The organism is Sphingomonas aurantiaca, assembly GCF_003050705.1.
Classification (GTDB): Bacteria; Pseudomonadota; Alphaproteobacteria; order Sphingomonadales; family Sphingomonadaceae; genus Sphingomonas; species Sphingomonas aurantiaca.
In genome coordinates this window covers 69,872-87,463 of record NZ_QAOG01000005.1, presented here as the reverse complement: position 1 = coordinate 87,463, position 17,592 = coordinate 69,872, and the positions used below count along the sequence as shown (strand labels likewise).

At 69.1% G+C, this 17,592-nt stretch carries 13 protein-coding genes; 6 read left to right on the top strand and 7 right to left on the bottom strand.

Translation table 11 applies throughout. The annotated features are described in order from the left end of the window. Window positions 1-8: 8 nt before the first annotated feature. The 5 genes from C8J26_RS14580 to C8J26_RS14560 form a co-directional block, all read right to left on the bottom strand. The gene (locus C8J26_RS14580) at window positions 9-890 is read right to left on the bottom strand and encodes a polysaccharide deacetylase family protein (protein ID WP_107959006.1); all 882 of its coding nucleotides are present in this window, start codon (window positions 888-890) and stop codon (window positions 9-11) included. Window positions 891-1,040: 150 nt separating this feature from the next. Then, window positions 1,041-2,528, bottom strand: a complete 1,488-nt coding sequence (locus tag C8J26_RS14575) for a deoxyribodipyrimidine photo-lyase (protein WP_107959005.1) — start codon at window positions 2,526-2,528, stop codon at window positions 1,041-1,043. Continuing rightward, window positions 2,525-3,058, bottom strand: a complete 534-nt coding sequence (locus C8J26_RS14570) for a GNAT family N-acetyltransferase (protein WP_107959190.1) — start codon at window positions 3,056-3,058, stop codon at window positions 2,525-2,527. The genes C8J26_RS14575 and C8J26_RS14570 overlap by 4 nt, the downstream gene beginning before the upstream one ends. 6 nt (window positions 3,059-3,064) lie before the next feature. Next, window positions 3,065-3,661: a 4'-phosphopantetheinyl transferase family protein gene (locus C8J26_RS14565; protein WP_107959004.1), complete on the bottom strand. Its 597-nt coding sequence runs from the start codon at window positions 3,659-3,661 to the stop codon at window positions 3,065-3,067. Further along, window positions 3,658-7,683 carry a Pls/PosA family non-ribosomal peptide synthetase gene (locus C8J26_RS14560; RefSeq protein WP_107959003.1) on the bottom strand — a complete coding sequence of 1,342 codons (4,026 nt, stop codon included), beginning with the start codon at window positions 7,681-7,683 and terminating at the stop codon, window positions 3,658-3,660. The genes C8J26_RS14565 and C8J26_RS14560 overlap by 4 nt, the downstream gene beginning before the upstream one ends. A 196-nt stretch (window positions 7,684-7,879) precedes the next feature. Between C8J26_RS14560 and C8J26_RS14555 the strand changes: the two genes are divergently transcribed. Both C8J26_RS14555 and C8J26_RS14550 read left to right on the top strand, forming a co-directional pair. Next, on the top strand, window positions 7,880-8,962 hold the full coding sequence (locus C8J26_RS14555; RefSeq protein ID WP_056415388.1) for a glycosyltransferase: 1,083 nt from the start codon (window positions 7,880-7,882) through the stop codon (window positions 8,960-8,962). After that, window positions 8,959-10,062 (top strand): glycosyltransferase family 4 protein, encoded by a 1,104-nt coding sequence (locus C8J26_RS14550; protein ID WP_244185327.1) that lies wholly within the window; start codon window positions 8,959-8,961, stop codon window positions 10,060-10,062. The genes C8J26_RS14555 and C8J26_RS14550 overlap by 4 nt, the downstream gene beginning before the upstream one ends. Here the strand turns inward: C8J26_RS14550 and C8J26_RS14545 are convergent. Continuing rightward, entirely contained in the window at window positions 10,013-10,939 is a 927-nt protein-coding gene (locus tag C8J26_RS14545) for a glucosamine inositolphosphorylceramide transferase family protein (RefSeq protein ID WP_107959002.1), read from the bottom strand. The two genes, C8J26_RS14550 and C8J26_RS14545, sit on opposite strands and share 50 nt — an antisense overlap. Window positions 10,940-11,006: 67 nt before the next feature. Then, window positions 11,007-12,230, bottom strand: a complete 1,224-nt coding sequence (locus C8J26_RS14540) for a hypothetical protein (protein WP_056415385.1) — start codon at window positions 12,228-12,230, stop codon at window positions 11,007-11,009. A gap of 156 nt (window positions 12,231-12,386) precedes the next feature. Between C8J26_RS14540 and C8J26_RS14535 the strand changes: the two genes are divergently transcribed. The 4 genes from C8J26_RS14535 to C8J26_RS14520 are packed head-to-tail and all read left to right on the top strand — an operon-like array spanning window position 12,387 to window position 17,589. Next, entirely contained in the window at window positions 12,387-13,688 is a 1,302-nt protein-coding gene (locus C8J26_RS14535) for a lipopolysaccharide biosynthesis protein (protein ID WP_244185326.1), read from the top strand. Continuing rightward, the gene (locus C8J26_RS14530) at window positions 13,685-14,242 is read left to right on the top strand and encodes an RNA polymerase sigma factor (protein WP_056415380.1); all 558 of its coding nucleotides are present in this window, start codon (window positions 13,685-13,687) and stop codon (window positions 14,240-14,242) included. The genes C8J26_RS14535 and C8J26_RS14530 overlap by 4 nt, the downstream gene beginning before the upstream one ends. Next, entirely contained in the window at window positions 14,214-15,206 is a 993-nt protein-coding gene (locus C8J26_RS14525) for a FecR family protein (protein ID WP_167398853.1), read from the top strand. The genes C8J26_RS14530 and C8J26_RS14525 overlap by 29 nt, the downstream gene beginning before the upstream one ends. Continuing rightward, window positions 15,166-17,589, top strand: coding sequence for a TonB-dependent receptor (locus tag C8J26_RS14520; RefSeq protein WP_107959000.1), 2,424 nt, complete (start codon window positions 15,166-15,168; stop codon window positions 17,587-17,589). Before C8J26_RS14525 ends, C8J26_RS14520 begins: the two co-directional genes overlap by 41 nt. Window positions 17,590-17,592 lie beyond the last annotated feature (3 nt).

Genomic DNA, 17,592 nt, shown 5'->3' with positions numbered 1-17,592 from the left:
GGCGGCGGTCAGACCGCCAGGTCGTGCGCCTCGACATGCTCGGCGATCGCGCCTGCCGTCGTCCACCAGATCCGTGGATCGTTCGCCTCGCGCAGCTCCTGCAATATGCCGGCGAGCGCGGGGACGCGGTGCGCCTGACCCATGATATACGGATGCAGCGCGATCCCGAGGACCGAGGGGCGGCGGTCGCTTTCTGACAATAGTTGCGTGACTGCCGCTCGGATCATCCTCGCAAATCCGTCGGCTTCCTGATGGCGCTGGATCACGGCGGGCAGGTCGTTGATCTCCTGCGAATAGGGGATCGACAACAGGCCGCCGTGCGCGGTGGCGAGGCGGGTCGGCTGATCGTCATGCGCCCAGTCCAGCACATAGCGATACCCCGCTTCGGCGAGCAGGTCGGGCGTATCGTTGCTTTCCGAGATCCAGGGGCCAAGCCATCCCGTCGGACGGACGCCAAGCGTCGCCAGCCGCTGTGTGACATCCGCGATCATGCTGCGTTCGTCCGACAGCGACATCGTGCCCTGCGCTACGGCGTTGGTCCGGCCATGCGCCGCAATTTCGTCGCCGCGATCGCGACAAGCTTCGGCGAGGCCCGGACAGCGATCGAGGATGTCGGCGTTCAGCAGCGCGGTCGTGCGCAAATCGAGTCTGTCGAACAGATCGAACAACCGCCACGCGCCGACCCGGTTGCCGTAATCGCGCCACGCATAATTCATGACATCGGGGTCGGTCTGCGACGGCGCGAGCTCCGCACCCAGGCTGCCGCCAAAGTCGAAAACCTCGTGATTGACGCCGAGGTAGATCGCCAAACGCTTGCCTTCGGGCCAGTCATAGTCGGCGCGATCGGTGATCGGGCGGTAGGGATATCGGACTTCAGCTTTGTGGCTCATGCCGTGGTAACGTATCGACGCGCCATGAGATGCGCGATGGCGCGACGAATTTGCGTTCGGACAGAAACCGCCGGACCGAGAAGATATTCAGCGATGTCTGCACGTTGCATCGCCCACGTTGGCAGTCTGTGGACCCCGCGCCAAGCGTCGTTAGCGCGGGGGTTTTCCAGCTAGATACAGGTCGGTCGGCACAGCGTCCGGAACCACCAGTTCGGGGCCCGAACGCGTGGCGGCAGCGTGCAGCCATGCGGGGCCATCGGTGCGGTGGCGGGTCGATCCGTCCGACCGGGTCGGCACCTTGCCGTAGATGGCAGGCCCGTCCTTGCCGGGCGATCCACCGCCGAACGACGACGCGATATTGCCATAGGTGGAGGGATCGCGGCCATCCAGGCTGAGCCGGTCGTTCAGATAGCATGCCGTCGCCCAGGCGGTCTGCGGGTTGGGCGTCATCGCGATGATCCGCTTGCCCCAGTACATCCGCAGATTGTTGTGCATCCACCCATCGACGAGGAACTGGCGCTGGCAGGCGTTCCAGCTTTCGTCGCGCGTCTCGCCGTGCAGCAGCGCGTCGAGCGTCTCGACCTCCGGCCGCGGGTCCGTGGCGTGCGCCTTCAGCGTATCGCGCGCCCATCCCGAGATCCGGTCATACCCCTCCGGCGCGACCAGCGCGCGCGCCTGGTAATGAAACCATTCGCGCCACGTCAGCAGCTCGTCGGCGAGCTTTTCCTTGGCGCCTGCGGGGGCGTCTGCGGCCGCGACCGTCGCCATGATCTCGCGCGGGCCGACGATGCCGAAATGCAGATAGGGCGACAGCGTGCTCGCGCCGGCCGGGTTGGTCGCATCGTTGCGCACGGCCGCGTAGGTCGGCAGCACCGCGTCCATCAGGCGTTCGAGTTTCGCGACCGCGCCGTCACGACCGAGCGGGAACATCGCGCTCGGCGGCAGCGAATGGTCGATGTCGGCCGCGGCGACCAGACGGTCGATCTCGGCATCCGTGCTGGTGCCAAGCCGATCGGGCGTAAACGGGAGAGGGCCTTCATAGGCGGGGACCGTCGGCCTCATGTCCGAAGCCCTCAGCCAGTCCGCGCGGACGGCCTCATGACGTCGCCGAAATGCGCTGGTCGAGCCGATATCGTTGCCCAGAAGCGCAGGCGGCACCAGGCAGGCGGCGTTGACGGCGAAGACCGCGCGATCGCTGCGCGCGGCGAACCGCGCCGACTGCCAGCGAGCCACGAAGGTCGGCTGATCCTCGACCAGCACCGCCGCGCTGTCCGCCGCCAGGCGATAGACGAGCCCCTTTTCGCGCATCGCCGCGCGGTCGACATGGTGGACGCTGGCCAGCCCACGCTGGCGACATTCGCGCGCGAGATCGCGGCTCGCCCCCAGGATGAACCGATGCAGGCGATCCGATGCGTAAGGGTAATCCTCGCGCAGCCCGTGATAGACGAGCACGGGAAGCCCCAGATCGTTCCCTAGGCAGATCGCGGCGTCGATCACCGGGTTGTCGCGTGCGCGCAACGCCTGTTGCAGCCAGCACAGGACATAGCGTGCCGCCGGGCGGACATCGTGCGCGTTCAGCGATCGTACGCGCGCGGCCTCTGCCCAGGCGGCCAGCGCGCCGGGAAAACGCGCGGTCATGGTCGCCCTGCCGTCGACCCGGCGAAACACCGGGCGAGCGCTGCATCGCGCGCTACCGTCAGGTCAGCCGGCGATGTCGCGGCAAGATCGAAGCGGAGTTCGTGCATGTCCATGCCGGAGCGATAGCCGCCGGGCCAGACGCTGGTCAGTTCGAACCCGCAATGCTGGAAGAAGGGCGAGACCTGCGGCGACGTATCGACGGTGACATAGCGCGTGGCCAGTTCGGCGCTGGTCGCGACGTGGAGCAGCCGCTCGAACAGCAGCAGCTTGCCGATACCCGAGCCGTGGTGCGCGCGTGCGACCATGCCCCAGAACAGCAGCGCCTTGTCGTAATGCTCCCAGATCTCGTAGCCGCCGAACGCGCCGGGGACACCGTCGACGTCGACGACGAAGGCGGGGCCATCGGGATCATCGAGCGTCTCCTCAAGCCATTCGCGGTCGCCTGCACCGAAATAGTCGGGGAGGTTGGAATCGAAGATGGCGAGGACGGCGGCGCGGTCCTTCGCTTCGTAGCGGCGGGTCAGGATCATGGTCACTCAACGGCTCCAGAGTGCGACGGTTTCGATCGCGTCGCCGGTTGAACGGCTCCAGCAGTGCGAGGTGCCTTCGAAACGCGCCACGGCGTTGACCGGATCGCGGACGATCGTCTCGATCGCTTCGGGGCGGATGCGGCGCGGATCGCCGATGAGCTTGGCGTGCGCTTCCTTGATCGTCCAGCGCCTGAGCCATTCGCGCGGTTGCGAAGAGGAGTGCAGGCGGCGGAGGTCGTCGGCTTCGGTCGAGGTGAGCATGTCCCAAAGCGGCGCGTGGTCGTCGACGACTTCGCGATCGACCGCGATCGGCTCGCGCGCGACGCCGATGAGGCAGTGCTCGCCGCGGCTGGAAAGGCTCAGATGCCAACCCTCCGGCGCGGTAACGACGGGGGCGCCGGCGGTGGTGCGGGTCAGCCGAACAGCGACGGTTCCAACGGCGAGCCTGCCGATCAGCGACCGGGCGAGGCCGTGCCGGATCGCGCGGGCGTCGCCGTCAAGGCCAGCGGCGAGTGGCCCCGTCTCGGCGACGCTCCACGCGACCGCCGACCGCCCATCCCAATCGAGGTGGCAGAGTGGGCCGTCGTGCCAGATCGGAGTCACGCCGCGACCGATATCCGTGCCGGACTCCCGTCCCAGCTGGTGCCGTCGGGCAGCGTCTCGCCCTTCATCACCACCGACAGGTCGCCGAGCTGCGCGTCCGCACCGATCTCGGCGTCGTAGAGCACGATCGCGAGCGAGCCGATCGTCGCGCGGTCGCCGACACGGATCGCCCCGACCTTCATCACCCGGTCCTCGAACAGATGCGTCTGCAGGCCGGCAAAGTCGTTGAGCGCGACGTCGTCGCCGATATCGACGAGGTCGTGCTCGGTCAGGTCGGTCGTGTCGATGTAGCAGCGCTTGCCGATCCGCGCGCCCATCAGCCGCAGGTACAGCGCGATCCACGGCGTCCCGCGCAACGGCTCGAGCAGGTTGGCGACCGCGAGATTCTCGTAGGTCGCGGTGACCAGCTCGGTGCGCCAGACGAAGGTGCTCCAGAGCGGCGCGGTGGTGACCTTGTAGCGGCCGACGACCACCCACTTAAGCGCGAGCACGAAGATCCCGCAGGCGAGGCAGAAGCCGACATACAGGAACGGGAAGCTGGCCGCGATCACCAGGCCGCCATTATCAAACTCGTCGAGATCGCCGACCACCGACAGCAACAGGCTGAAGAAGACGAGGAACGCGGTCAGCGACAAGGTGGTGCGGACCGCCTCGATCGACAGGCGCGTGGCGATCAGCGCGCGCGACGGATTGAACCGCGCGCCCTCGTCGAACATCGTGTTGACCTGTCGCACGGGCAGCTTGATCGCGGGCGAGCCGAACCAGGTGCTGCCCGCCTCGGTCGCGAGTGCCGGATCGCTCGGCGGCTTCGAGAGGACGCCGACGAGCACCTCGTCGCCGATCTGCGTGCCGCTTGGCAACAGCGCGGAATTGCCGATGAAGCTGCGGCGGCCGATTTTGGTATGCGCGAGTTCGATCGTGCCGTGGCCGATCCGCGCAGCGCCGAAGATCACCGAATCCGCGATAAAGCTCTCCTCGCCGATCTCGACCAAGTCCGGCACGATCGCGCTGGCGGTCGAGATTTCGGCGCGACGGCCGACCTTCACGCCGAGCGCGCGGTACCAGGGCACCACGTACAGCGTCGCGAAGATCGGGTGGAGCAGCCGCAGCGCGAGGTCGTTGATCTGCTGGACGAACCAGTAGCGGACGTAGAATCCGCTGTTCAGCGCATAGGTCGCGGGCGCAACGCGGCCGAGGATCAGGCGTTTCGCCGCCACCGTCAGCACGCACATCATCACGACATAGGTGACAGCGAGCAGCGGCGTGATCGCGATATAGGCATAGCCGCTGGTCGCCCAGTCGATCTCCATCAGCGTGATGAGGCCCGGCGCGATCGGCAGGATCGCGACGAGCGGCAGGATCAAAGCGCACAGCAGCAGGCCGATCGCCGGGCCGAGACGGCGCGGGGCGGGGGTGGCCGGGCGACGTGGCGCGTCGCCGTCATGCGCGGCGGGCGAGCCGGCCCAGCGCTGGCCGGCCGGGATCACGGTATCGGCGGGCAGCGCGGACAGGTCGTCGAGCATCGCATCGTCGCCAAGCGCGGCGTTGCGGCCGACCACCGCCATCGATCCTACGAACGCCCCCTTGCCGAGCGTGACCGTACCGAGGCGGAGCAACCCGCGCTCAACCGAGCTGGTCGACAGCACCGATTGGTCGCTGATGATCGAATCGTCGTCGGCGTGCAGTAGGTCGGCGGTATCGATGATCCCGGTGCCGATATGGACGCGCTTGCCGATTGTCGCGCCGAGCATCCGGTAATAGCCGCGGATCATCGGCGTGCCCGCGAGATACGGCGTCGCGGTGACGCCGATGATCCGGCGGACCAGCCACCAGCGGAAATAATAGCTGCCCCAGAGCGGGTAATCGCCCACCTTGAACCGCCCGACGATCAGCCATTTGAGCGCGATCGACAGGATCATCGACGCGATCGGTACGACCGTGAAGAACAGCCCGCTGAGGATCAGCGCGTCGACCCGCGGCATGTCGCCGGCAAGATGCGTGTAGGCGAGATAGGGCGAGAACCACTGGAGCCCCGCCAGCGTGTAGATCGGCAGCAGCGCGAGCGTCTGTGCGGCGACGCACAGCCGGCGCTTCCACGGGGCGATGTGGTGGAAGCTGGTCTCGTCTAGGATCGCGACCGGCGTGGTGCCGCCGATGCGGAGCGCCAGCGCGCGGATGGTGGGCGCGGCGTAAACGTCTTCGAGCGAGAGCCCTTCGAGCCCGCGGACCTTGCGTGCCGCCGAGACGAGCCGCGCGGCCTTGAGCGAATGACCGCCGAGATCCTCGAACAGGTCGTCGAGCACCGAGACGGGCTGCGGCGCGAACGCCTCGCTCCAGACGCGGTGCAGGCTTTGCTCGATCAGGGTGGCGGGCGGCACCATCTCGCGGTCCGAGGTCACAGTGATCTCGGGTTTCACCAGCGCCTTACGGTCGACCTTACCGGAGGCGGGGAGCGTCGGCAGGTGCGACAGCAACTGATAGCCCGCAGGGCGCATGTAATTGGGGAGCCGCTCGGCGACGCGCGCCTTGAGGCCGACAAGGTCGATCTCCTCGGCCGGGCGCGCGATCAGGAAGGCGGCGAGGAACTCCGCGCCGTCGTCATCGGTGAAGAGCTGGACGACGGTCTGTGCGACGCCCGGCCATTCGCCGATCACCGCCTCGATCTCGGCGAGTTCGACGCGGAAGCCGCGGATCTTCACCTGCGTGTCGATCCGGCCGACGAAATCGATGTCGCCCGCCGCGTCGAGCTTCACCAGATCGCCCGACCGGTAGATCCGCGCCGGCGCGCCCGAGGGGCCGTCGAACGGAGTCATGATGAACTTCTCGGCAGTCAGATCGGGGCGGTTGACGTAGCCGACGCCGACGCCCGGGCCGCCGATGACGAGTTCGCCCTCCTGGCCATCGGCGACCGGCTGCATGTGCTCGTCGACCACCCAGGCGGTGTAGCCGGGCAGCGGTTTGCCGATCGTGATTCGCTTGCCGGGAAACACCTCGGTCCAGGTCGCGGTGACCGACGTCTCAGTCGGGCCATAGGTGTTGAGCAGGCGGAGGCCGGGGCGCGCGAGCCGGCGCGGCAGATCGGCGGGGCACGCCTCGCCGCCCATGTTGAGCAGCCGCAGCGTCGGCACCGGATGCTCGACAAGCGCGATCAGGGAAGGGACGACGTGCCAGATCGTCGTGCCCGCCTCGGCGAGCGCGATCGCGACATCGGGGCCGCTGGTCGCCAGCGCTTCGGTCGCGACCAGCACGACGGCGCCCACGAAGAACGCGCTCCACATCGTCTCGACAGACATGTCGAAGGCGAGGCTGAACCCGCCGAACACGATGTCGGCAGGGGTGAGATCGAGGATCGCGCTTTCGGAGCGGACGAGGTGGCACGCATTGCCGTGCGTGATCATCACGCCCTTGGGCCGGCCGGTCGTGCCCGAGGTGTAGATGATGTAGGCAAGGTCCTGCGGCGTGGCCTGCGTGACGTCGCGGCCGATCGGTTCGGAGGGTTCCGCTGCCAAGTCGCCAAGTGCCGCGTCGAGCGCGAGCGTGGCGCCCTTCAGAGTGCCGACGCGGCTGGCGACGGTGATCGTGAGCGCGGCCTCGCTGTCCTCGACGATGAAGTCGATGCGGTCCTGCGGATAGCCCCAGTCGACAGGTACATAAGCGGCGCCGGCGCGCAGCACGCCGAGGATCGCCATATACTGGTCGAGCCCGCGCGGCAGGCACAGCACGACGCGGTCGCCACGGCCGATCCCCATCGCGCGCAGGCGATGCGCGAGCCCGAGGCTGCGCGTCGCGAGATCAGTGTAGGTCCAGCGCGTCTTGCGGTCGTGTTCCTCGTCTGCGCCGATCAGCCGGAGCGCAACGGCGTCGGGATCCGCGGCGCGCGTAGCGTCGAAAATCTCGTGCAGCAGTTCGTCGCGGGCATAGGGTTCGGCGGCGCGCAGCGCCGGCGCGGGGGCGATCGACGCAATGCCACGCTGCGGCAAAGTTGCATGATCCGAGGGGCTTACCGAAGTGTCCTGCTGCATGAATTGGCCTTAGCCGAACTGTCGCGGGATTTGCTACCTGTGTTGATGCCCAAGTGATCCTATCAGGATCGAGTGCAATAGTTGGCTGCGGGTCGCCTCATGCATAGCGTTCGCAGACGGGCGGGGTATCGTTCGACCGGGGGTTCGACGTAACTAAGCTTGGCTTCGGGGCGGGGTCGGCGCTAACCGCGCGGTCATGGCTGCGCCCTCGATCCTCATCGTCCTCCATGATTTCGCGCTGGGCGGCACCGAGCGCGTCGCGGTCCGTCTCGCCGCCGCGTGGGCGGAGCGTGGAGCGGCGGTGACGATCTTCGCTGGGGCGGACACGGGGCCGCTCCGCGCCTTGGCGGGCGACCGGGTCGAGATCATTCTCGCCGAACCGCCGATACCGCGCGGCCGGGGTTCGCGGACTCGCTTGGCCCGCGCGGCGCGCGCGTTAGTTGCGTGGCGTGCGTTCGACGGCGTGTTCATCCCCGGCAATTTTCACTGGCCCGTCGCTGCCGCGCTGGGCGGCTCGGGCATCCCGATCGTCGCGCAGGTGAGCGCCGCACTCGACAAGCCGCAACGCGGACGGCTGCGGCAATGGGCGTTCGAGCATCGGATGCGCTATCTGCTGCGACGCGTGCAGGCGGTCGTGACGCTGTCCGATGTCGCGCGCGATCAGGCCAACAGGATCCTGCGCAACGCTATCGCGACCACGATCGCGCTGCCCGCGCTGGCGGATGGCAACCCGCCGCCGACGCCGATCCCCAATACCCGGCCACCGGTCGTGCTGGCGGCGGGTCGGCTGGTCCCCGAAAAGGGGTTTGCGCGCCTGATCGCAGCGTTCGCCGCGCTGCCCGACGGGTCGGGGCGGCTGGTGATCGTCGGTGACGGCCCCGAGGCGGATGCGCTCCGGCGCCAGGCCGACGCGCTGGGGATCGCCGACCGTGTCGAGCTGGCGGGCTATGTCGCCGATATCCGGCCTTGGCTCGATACCGCGCGGCTGTTCGTGCTGGCATCCGATTTCGAGGGGTATCCCGCGGTGCTGGTCGAGGCGCTGGCGGCGGGGCGGCCGGTCGTCGCGACCGATTGCACCCCGGCGACGCGGTTGCTCGACTTGGCCGGAGCGGGCAGCGTCGTCGCGCTTGGCAACACCGCCGCGCTCGCGGAGGCGATCGCACGAATGTTGGACCAATCGCCTCCCGATCCGGGGCAGCTCGCAGCGTCGGTCGCGCACCACCGGATCGGCGCGGTCGCCGAAGCGTATCTCGACCTGTTCGCGGTGGTGCGGGCGTGAGTTCGGCCCCGATACGGATCGCCTATGTGATCAATTCGGTCGAAGGCGGTGGTGCGGCATCGCCGGTGCCCGCGGTGCTCGGCGTGTTGCGCGACGGCGGCGCGGAGGTCGTGGTGTTCGCGCTGACCGCGCGCGATCGACGCGGCGAGACGGCGATACGCGCGGCGGGGTTCGACGTGCATGTTCGCGACGGCGGCGAGACCGATCACGCCGCCGCGCTGCGCTGGCTCGACGCGAGCTTGCGGCACTGGGCGCCGACGCACCTGTGGACGTCGCTAACGCGCGCCACTTTGCTCGGCCAGATCGTCGGCCTGCGACGCGGCTGGCCGGTGGTGAGTTGGCAGCATGCCGCGTTCCTCAAGCTCGCCAACCGGATCCTGCTGCGCGCGATGCAGCGTCTCTCGCGGCTGTGGGTCGGCGACTCCGCCGCGGTCACCGCGCTCACCGCGCAGCGGTTGCACGTGCCGCCCGACCGCCTCATCCTCTGGTCGATCTTCCGCGCCGATCCCGCCGCTCGGCAGGCGCTGCCGTGGCGGGAAGGCCAGACGGTCCGGATTGGCAGCCTGGGCCGGCTCCACCGGGTCAAGGGCTATGACGTGCTGATCGAGGCGCTGGCGCTGGTCGAGACTCGCACGCGCTACGAGGTGGTGATCGCCGGCGACGGTGCGGAGCGCGCCGCCCTGAGCGCCCGCGCGCAGGCGCTTGGCGTGACGGCGCTGCGGTTCGCCGGCTATGCCGCGGACCCGGCGGCGTTCCTGGCGGACTGTCACGTCTATGTGCAGCCGTCGCGATCCGAAGGGCTGTGCGTCGCCGCGCACGAGGCGATGCAGGCGGGGTTGCCGGTCGTCGCCTCGGCGGTCGGTGAACTCCCCGGCAGCATTGTCGAGGGCGAGACCGGCTTCACCGTTCCGCCCGGCGATCCGGTCGCGTTGGCAAACGCACTGTCAAGATTGTTGGCCGATCCGCCACGCCTGGCCGCAATGGGGCAGGCCGGCCGCGCCCGGGTGTTGGCGACGTTCGGGCCCGAACGGTTCGCGGCGACCGGGCGCGCTATCCTCGAGCGGATGCGCGCGTTCGGATCGCGCGGCCGAGCTTCCTGACCTCACGCACCGCTTCGATCGAGAGGCCGTGGAGCGACAATTCGGTCCGCTTCATGTCGACCAGCGTCACCGGCCCCGCAGCGGCCAGCGTGTGCAGCCCTTCGACGAACGGCGCGCACGATGCCGGCGCGACCAGCGCGTCGCCGACCTCCGCCGAGAACGCCTCGGTCGTCAGCACGGTCATCGTCAGCGGCCGGATCGCGCCGCCATAGGTGTGGCTGCAATCCTGCACCGGCAGAACGATCCGCCCGTCTATCACGCGCGGCATCCCCCCGGGTCGCGCGCTCGCGACATCGACGCGCACCGGGTTTGCCGGATGCGGCGTCCACGGCCCCGCCAGCCGCTCGGCATGCGCGACGTGGAGCGCGGTCATCTTGTCGGGTTCTCGGTCGGCTGATGTGTAGAATAGCCACCACTTCCCGTCGTGGAAGACCGGGGTTGCGTCGACTGCGACGTGATCGAGCTCGATTATGTGCGCGGGTTCCCACCGGGTCGGGAAATCGACCGCGCGGTACAGCGTCAGCTGGTTCGAGCGATGCGCCTCGGGCAACATCCACGTCTCGCCCTCGGCCTCGAAGACCAGCGGGTAGGACAGATGCCACGGCTCGGCCAACACCGGCTGGCGGTCGACCAGGCGGAAGTCCGCATCATAGACGAGCACCTCAATCGCACCGATCCGCACGCGATAGTCATAGGTCTCGACGAACACGTAGAGCCGCCCGTCGCGCCACAGCCCGAACGGGTCGGCGAGGAACTGGAAGCTGCCCATCGGCGGCAGCCACATCAGCGGAAAGCCCGCGATCGACCCCTTGGCGATGATCGCCTCCGCGGTCGCCATCACGATGGCGGGGCGCCAGATATCCTTGCGTAGAGCCACGGCGTTCGGTCGATCCTCGATCGGCGCCGGAGCGTGGCGCCTGAAAGATCCGCCTTGTCGCGGCGGTTCAGGCCACGCGCAACCCCTGCGTTCCGGTGATCGTCTCCGGTTCGCGCTCGGGCAGCACGCTCGGGGTCGCATCGCCGAGCACGCTCATGACCGCGCGTGCGGCGCGCACCGCGGAGCGTTCGGCGGTCAGTTCGAAGCTGCGCTGGAACAGCGCGCGCTGGACCGGGCGATAGCGATCATGCTGCGCCACCGCGCGATCGAGCGCATCGCCGAGACCGTCGCTGCCGGTCAGCACCTCGCCCGCCTGCCAGTGCGCATAGTTCGCATCGCCCTCCCACGGCGTCGCATGCGCGTCGAGGAACAGGCACGGCCGCGGCGTGTGTAGGAACTCGTAGACCTGGCTGCTGACGTCGCCGAGATAGATGTCGGCGGCGGCGGTGTAGGTCATGTCGGTCGACGCCGCGCTGCCGAGATCGACATGGATGTTGGGCGCGTCGAGGAACCGCTGGTCGATCACGCCTGCGCGATCGATCCGGAACTTGTCGATCGTCAGCACGAACTTGCGGTGGAACAGCATGACGTGCGGCGCGAAGATCAGATTGTAGCGATCGTCGTGCAGGAAATGCTCGAGCACCGCGCGGCCCTGCGCGTACCAGGACGAGAGATGCGGCGACGGGTGCGGGTTGTAGAGCACGGTCGGCTTGCCGTTGGCCTGGAACGGCAGGCGCGGCGCGGGCTCCGGCATCAGATCGAACTTGGGGTAGCCGATCAGGCTCATCTTGTTGAACGGGACGCCCGCCTCGCGGTGGAGGCGCTGGCGGATCTTGGTGCCCGAGACCAGCACGTGATCGAACGTCGCACTGTGGGCGTTGAAGCCGATCGCGCGGTCCCCGGCGCCGTGACGCGTATGGATGATCTTGAGATCGTCGAGCCCGTAGCGCGTCTTGAGCAGCAGCGACGTCTTCTCGGCGACGACCAGCGCGTCGAGCGAGCGGAAGAAATCGAGATTGTCGCGGTAGATGCCGATCTTGGTGACCGGCACCGCCCATTCGAGCGTGCTCGCCAGTGCGCGCGTCGAGGTGCGGCGCAGGCCGAGCTGCTTCAGCGTCACCGTGACACCGAGACGATCGCAGAGCCTGCGGACTTCGGCGGTGAGGCGATCGTTGGTGGTCGCCACGACGATCTCGGCATGCGGATAGCCCTGCGCCATCGCCAGCGCGGTCGGGAGGGCGTGCGCGACCTGGTGGACCTGGTCGTGGTTGAACAGAAAGCCGATCTTCATGGCCGGTAGACGTCACGACTCCGGGGTGCCCTCACTAAATATTTTGTCATCGCGTACGATTGATGGAACTTTCCAGTCGTCGCTGCATCGGGGTGCGCCTAAGGGGCGTCGATGCGATCGTTGCTTCGTCCTCTTCCCACCGCGCAAGGTGACGCTGTGCAGGCGCGTTCGGGCGTGATGCTGGTGCTGGCCAACCTTGGCCACCTGCTCGGCGGCAAGGCCGCGGCCGGGGTGATGAGCCTGATCTATCTCGTCCTCGTCACGCACCGGCTCGGCGCGGCGGACTATGGCGTACTCGTGCTGGTCAACGCCTATGCGGTGCTGGTCGGCAGCGTGCTGGCCTTTTCGGGGTTCCACGGCGTGGTCCGCTATGGCGGGATCGCACTGGAGCGCGGGGATCACGCCGGGTTCGCGCGGATCGTCCGGTTCCTGGCGGTGATCGAACTCGGCTGCGGGATCGTCGCGATCCTCGTCGCGGCGCTGCTGGTGCCGCTGATCGGCCCGCGGCTCGGCTGGTCACCGGACACGATCGCGATCGCCATCCCCTACAGCCTTGCGGTCCTCGCGACGGTGCGCGCGACTCCGCAGGGGCTGCTCCAGATCGCCGGGCGGTTCGATCTGATCGGGCTGCACCAGGCGGTGTCGCCGCTGATCCGGCTGGTCGGTGCGCTGGGGGTGTGGTTCGCCGGGGGGGGGCTGATCGGGTTCCTCGCGGTCTGGCTGGTCGCTGCGGTCGTCGAGGGGCTGGCGATGTGGGGGTTCGGGCTCGTCGCGTGGCGTAGGCTGGCCAAGGGGGCGCCGGTGCGCGGGCCGTGGCGCGGTGCGGCACGCGATACCACAGGACTGACCCGGTTCATCCTGATCACCAATTTCGACATCACGGTGCGCGAACTGGCGCCCAATCTCGCGCCGCTGACGGTCGGCTGGCTGCTCGGTCCGGCGGCGGCGGGGCTGCTGGCGCTGACGCAGCGCGCGACCGCGCTGCTGGCGCAGCCGACCGTGTTGCTCAGCCAGGCCAGCTATGCCGTCCTCGCCGCGCAGGTCGCGCGTGGTGACCTCGCCGGGTTGCGGCACACGGTGTGGCGCAGCGCGGGAATCGCACTGGCGGTCGCGCTGCCGATCGTCCTGATCCTGGCACTGGGGGGCAACCGACTGCTCGTGCTGCTCGGCGGGGCGAGCTTCGGCGGTGGGACCGCGCTGTTGATCCTGATCGCGGGCGCACGCGCGGCTGGGCTGGCGGGCGCGCCGCTCGCGTCCGGGCTGACTGCGCTGGGGCTTCCCGGACGGTCGATGACGGTCGGGCTGGTCACCAGTCTTGCGCTTTATCCACTGCTGCCGCTGCTGCTGTGGGCGTTCGGCACCGATGGGGCCGGGTGGCACGCGCTGCTGCAGAACGGGGTTGCGATCCTGGCGCTGGCGGCGATGTTCCGCAGCGATGCCCGGCGCGCGCCGGCATGACGCTGGGCGGGCTTCGCGCGGTGTTCCTCGCCGAGCGGGCGATGCTGTTGCGGCTGCTCGTCGCCCGGCTCGGCAGCGTGGAGGAGGCCGAGGACGCGTTGCAGGACCTGTGGCTGAAGCTGGAGACGGTGACCGGCGGCCCGATCGCCGAACCGGTCGGCTATATCTGCCGGATGGCGAACAACATCGCGGTCGACCGACGCCGTCGCGCAGTGCGCCGCGTCGATCGCGATACCGGCTGGATGGAAACGCAGTCGGGGGCCGACGAACAGCCCGATGCGGAACGCGCGCTGATCGCGCGCGAACGGCTGGCCCGCGTCGAGGCGACGCTCGCCCGGTTGCCCGACCGCGTCGCGACGGCGTTCCGCCTGTACCGGTTCGAGGACCTGCCGCAAAAGGCGATCGCCGAGCGGATGGGGATCACCGTCAGCGGCGTCGAGAAGCTGCTGCATCGCGCCTATCTGAGAATTCACGTGCAACGGCCTGATTCCGGTGCGGATGTCGCGCGGGCAGGACGTCTTCCACATGAGGAGGACCAGCGCGATGGTCGATGAGTGGACCGGCCAGACCAACGTCGATGCCGCGGCGGACGAGGCCGTGGCGTGGCTTCTTCGCCTGCCGAGCGCGGGCGCTGAGGAGTGGCGCGCGTTCACCGACTGGCTCGAGGCGGATCCCGCGCATGGCGACGCCTATGACGCGCTGGCCCGGGCCGATGCCGAACTCGACGATGCGCTGACGCCGCCCGACTGGTCCGACACGATGCCGCTCGCCGCCGCCAACGACGATCGTGCCGCACCGCGCCGCCGCTGGGCGCTCGCGGCATTCGGGGGGCTTGCCGCCGCGGGGATTGGCGTCGTGATGCTGCCGCTGGAGACTGATCGCGCGATGCGGATCGTCGAGACGCCCAGCGGCGTGCGGCGCGCGGTGGTACTGGCGGATGGCAGCCGGATCGAGCTGAATGGCGGCACCAAGCTCGCGATCGACGACGGCGCCGCGCGCCTGGTCACGCTCGAGCGCGGCGAGGCAACCTTCCACGTGACGCATGACGCCGCGCACCCGTTCGTCGTGCAGTCCGGGACGATGCGGTTGGAGGACGTCGGCACGGTCTTCAACGTCGCGCGCGTTGGTCCGCATCTCGGCGTGCAGGTGGCGGAGGGCGCGGTGATGTTCCAGCCCGAGCAGGAGCGGATCATGCTGACCGCGGGGGCAGCGTTGTCGCATCTCGACGGCGAGGCGCCGCGGCTGTCGGGCGTGGCGGTCGGTGATGTCGGCGGCTGGCGCAACGGGCGGCTCGTGTTCCAGCGGACGCCGGTCCGTCTCGTCGCCGCCGCGCTGGAACGCAGCACGGGCGTTGTCGTGCAGGTCGCGCCGGGGTTGCTCGAGACTCCGTTTACCGGGTCGATCGGCGTCACCGGGGGCGCCGATCGCCTGATCCCGCGCGCGGCCGCGTTGATCGGCGCGCGTGCGGAGCAGGTCGATGGCCGCTGGCGTCTGGTGGGAGGCCATGCCGGTCCTTAATTTCCGCTTTGCCGTTTCGCTGCTCGCCGTGTCGTCGTTTGCCGTGCTGCCGTCCGCTCCCGTCCACGCGGCGGTGCGGCGGTCGATCGCGGTTGCGCCGGGGCCGCTCGACCGTGCGATCGCGGTGCTTGCGCAACAGGCGGGCGTCGATATCGGCAGCGCGGAGCCCGGGCTCGAACAGGCCAGGGCGGCCGGGGTAAAAGGCGTGTTGTCCGCATCCGACGCGCTCGATCGGCTGCTCGCGGGGACTGGCTATGCCGCGCAACGCCTCGGCCCCGACAGCTTCAGGATCGTTCGTCGCCGCATTGCGCCGCGCCCCGTCCGGGCTGTGCCGAAGCCCGTCGTCCTGGTGGTGGCGCCGGTCGTGCCGGACACGGAGCCGGCGCCGGATGTCGTCGTGACGGCGACGAAGCGCGCGACCTCGCAGCTTCGCTTTCCGGGGGCGCTGACGATCTTTCGGGCGGACGGCATCGCGCGTGTGGGAGCCGACGCGGCCAACGGAATGGACCGCGCGATCGCCGCGACGCCGATCCTCCAGGGCACCGCGCTTGGTGCGGGCCGCAACAAGCTGTTCATCCGCGGGGTCGCCGACAGCAGCTTCACGGGGCCGACCCAGTCGACCGCCAACGTGTATTTCGGCGAGGTGCCGGTCGCGTATAACGGCCCGGATCCAGGGCTGAACCTGTACGACGTCGAGCAGGTCGAGATACTCGAGGGACCGCAGGGGACGCTCTATGGCGCGGGCGCGATCGGGGGCATCGTCCGGCTGGTCCCGCACCCGGTCGACCTGGCCCGCCGCTCCGCCACCGTCTCGGGCGGGATCAGCACGACCCGGTCGGGCGCGCCGGGTGGCGACATCGCCGGGATGATCAACCTGCCGCTTCTGCGCGATGCGGTCGGCGTGCGCCTGGTCGCGTATAACCTGGTCGAGGGCGGCTATATCGACGACGTCTTGCGAAAGCTGCGCAACGTGAACCGGGTCTCGACGACCGGCGGGCGGTTCGACGTTCGTGTCGCGCCGGCGCACGGCTGGACGATCGATGCCGGGATCGTCGCGCAGCACGTGTCCGCACCCGATCTCCAATATGCCGAACGCGGCGCCGGGTCGCTGGCGCGCGCGTCGTTGCTCGCGCAGCCGTTCGAACAGCAATATCTCCTGGGGCGCATCGTCGTCGACCGGCGGTGGGAGGACGGGCTGCACCTCGTGTCCGCGACCGGTCTGGTCCACCGCGATGCCGATAGCCGGTTCGATGCGACCAGGCCCGGTCGGCCGAATGTCCCGATCGCCTACGACACGGACGAGCGCAGCCGGCTGTTCTCGCACGAGACTCGGCTGTCGCGGACGGGCAAGGACGGTGGCGGGTGGCTGATCGGGATGGCGGTGATCCATGCGCGCGACGCCTATGCGCGGATGTATGGCGCACCGAACCGGTTGCGCGACATCGTCGGCGTCACCAACCGCACGTTCGATGCCGCGCTGTTCGGCGAGGGGAGCGTGGCGGTCACGCCGGCGCTGACGATCACCGCGGGCGGACGATTGACGCACCAGCGCACCGATGGCGATCCGATCGCCAGCCTGAAGACCACCAACTTCATCCGCGGCCGCAGTTCGACGCGCGTCGATCCGACGCTTGGCGCGTCGTGGCTGCTGACGCCGTCGCTTGCCGTCTATGCGCGCTACCAGTCCGGGTTCCGGACCGGCGGGATCACCGTGGCGGCCGGTGTCGGGCGGGTCGCCGATCTCGTCCCCGACAGCATCCATGTCGGCGAGATCGGCCTGCGCAAGGAGCGTCGCGGGGCGACCGGGTTGGCCGGATCCGTCGGTCTGTCGGTGACGGACTGGCGCCATATCCAGGCCGATCTGGTCGATCGGACCGGCTTCCCGTTCACCACCAATCTCGGCAACAGCCATATTCGCGGGGTCGAGGCCAGCGTCGACTGGGTGGTGCTGCCGGGCTTGCTGCTCGACGCGGCGATGTTCCTCAACGATACGCGCGTGTCCGATCCCGATCCGGCGCTGCGCCGTCAGGTCGGAACGCGACTACCCAACACGCCGCCCTTCGCGGCATCGGGCAGCATCGGCTATGCGTGGGCGCTGGGCGGCGAGGCGCGGATGAGCGTCGATGGCGGGTGGCGCTATGTCGGCCGGTCGACGGTCGGCACGCAGGCGCCGCTCGACGTATCGCAGGGCGATTACGGCGCCGCGCAGCTCGGGACGACATGGTCGAAGGGGCGGGTAAGGCTGACCGGGACGATCGACAATGTGTTCGACGTCAGGGGCGATCGCTTTGCGGGCGGCAACCCCTTCGCGCTGGCGGCACGCAACGAATACACGCCGCTGCGGCCGCGCACCCTGAGGCTCGGCGGGGCGGTGGCGTGGTGAGCG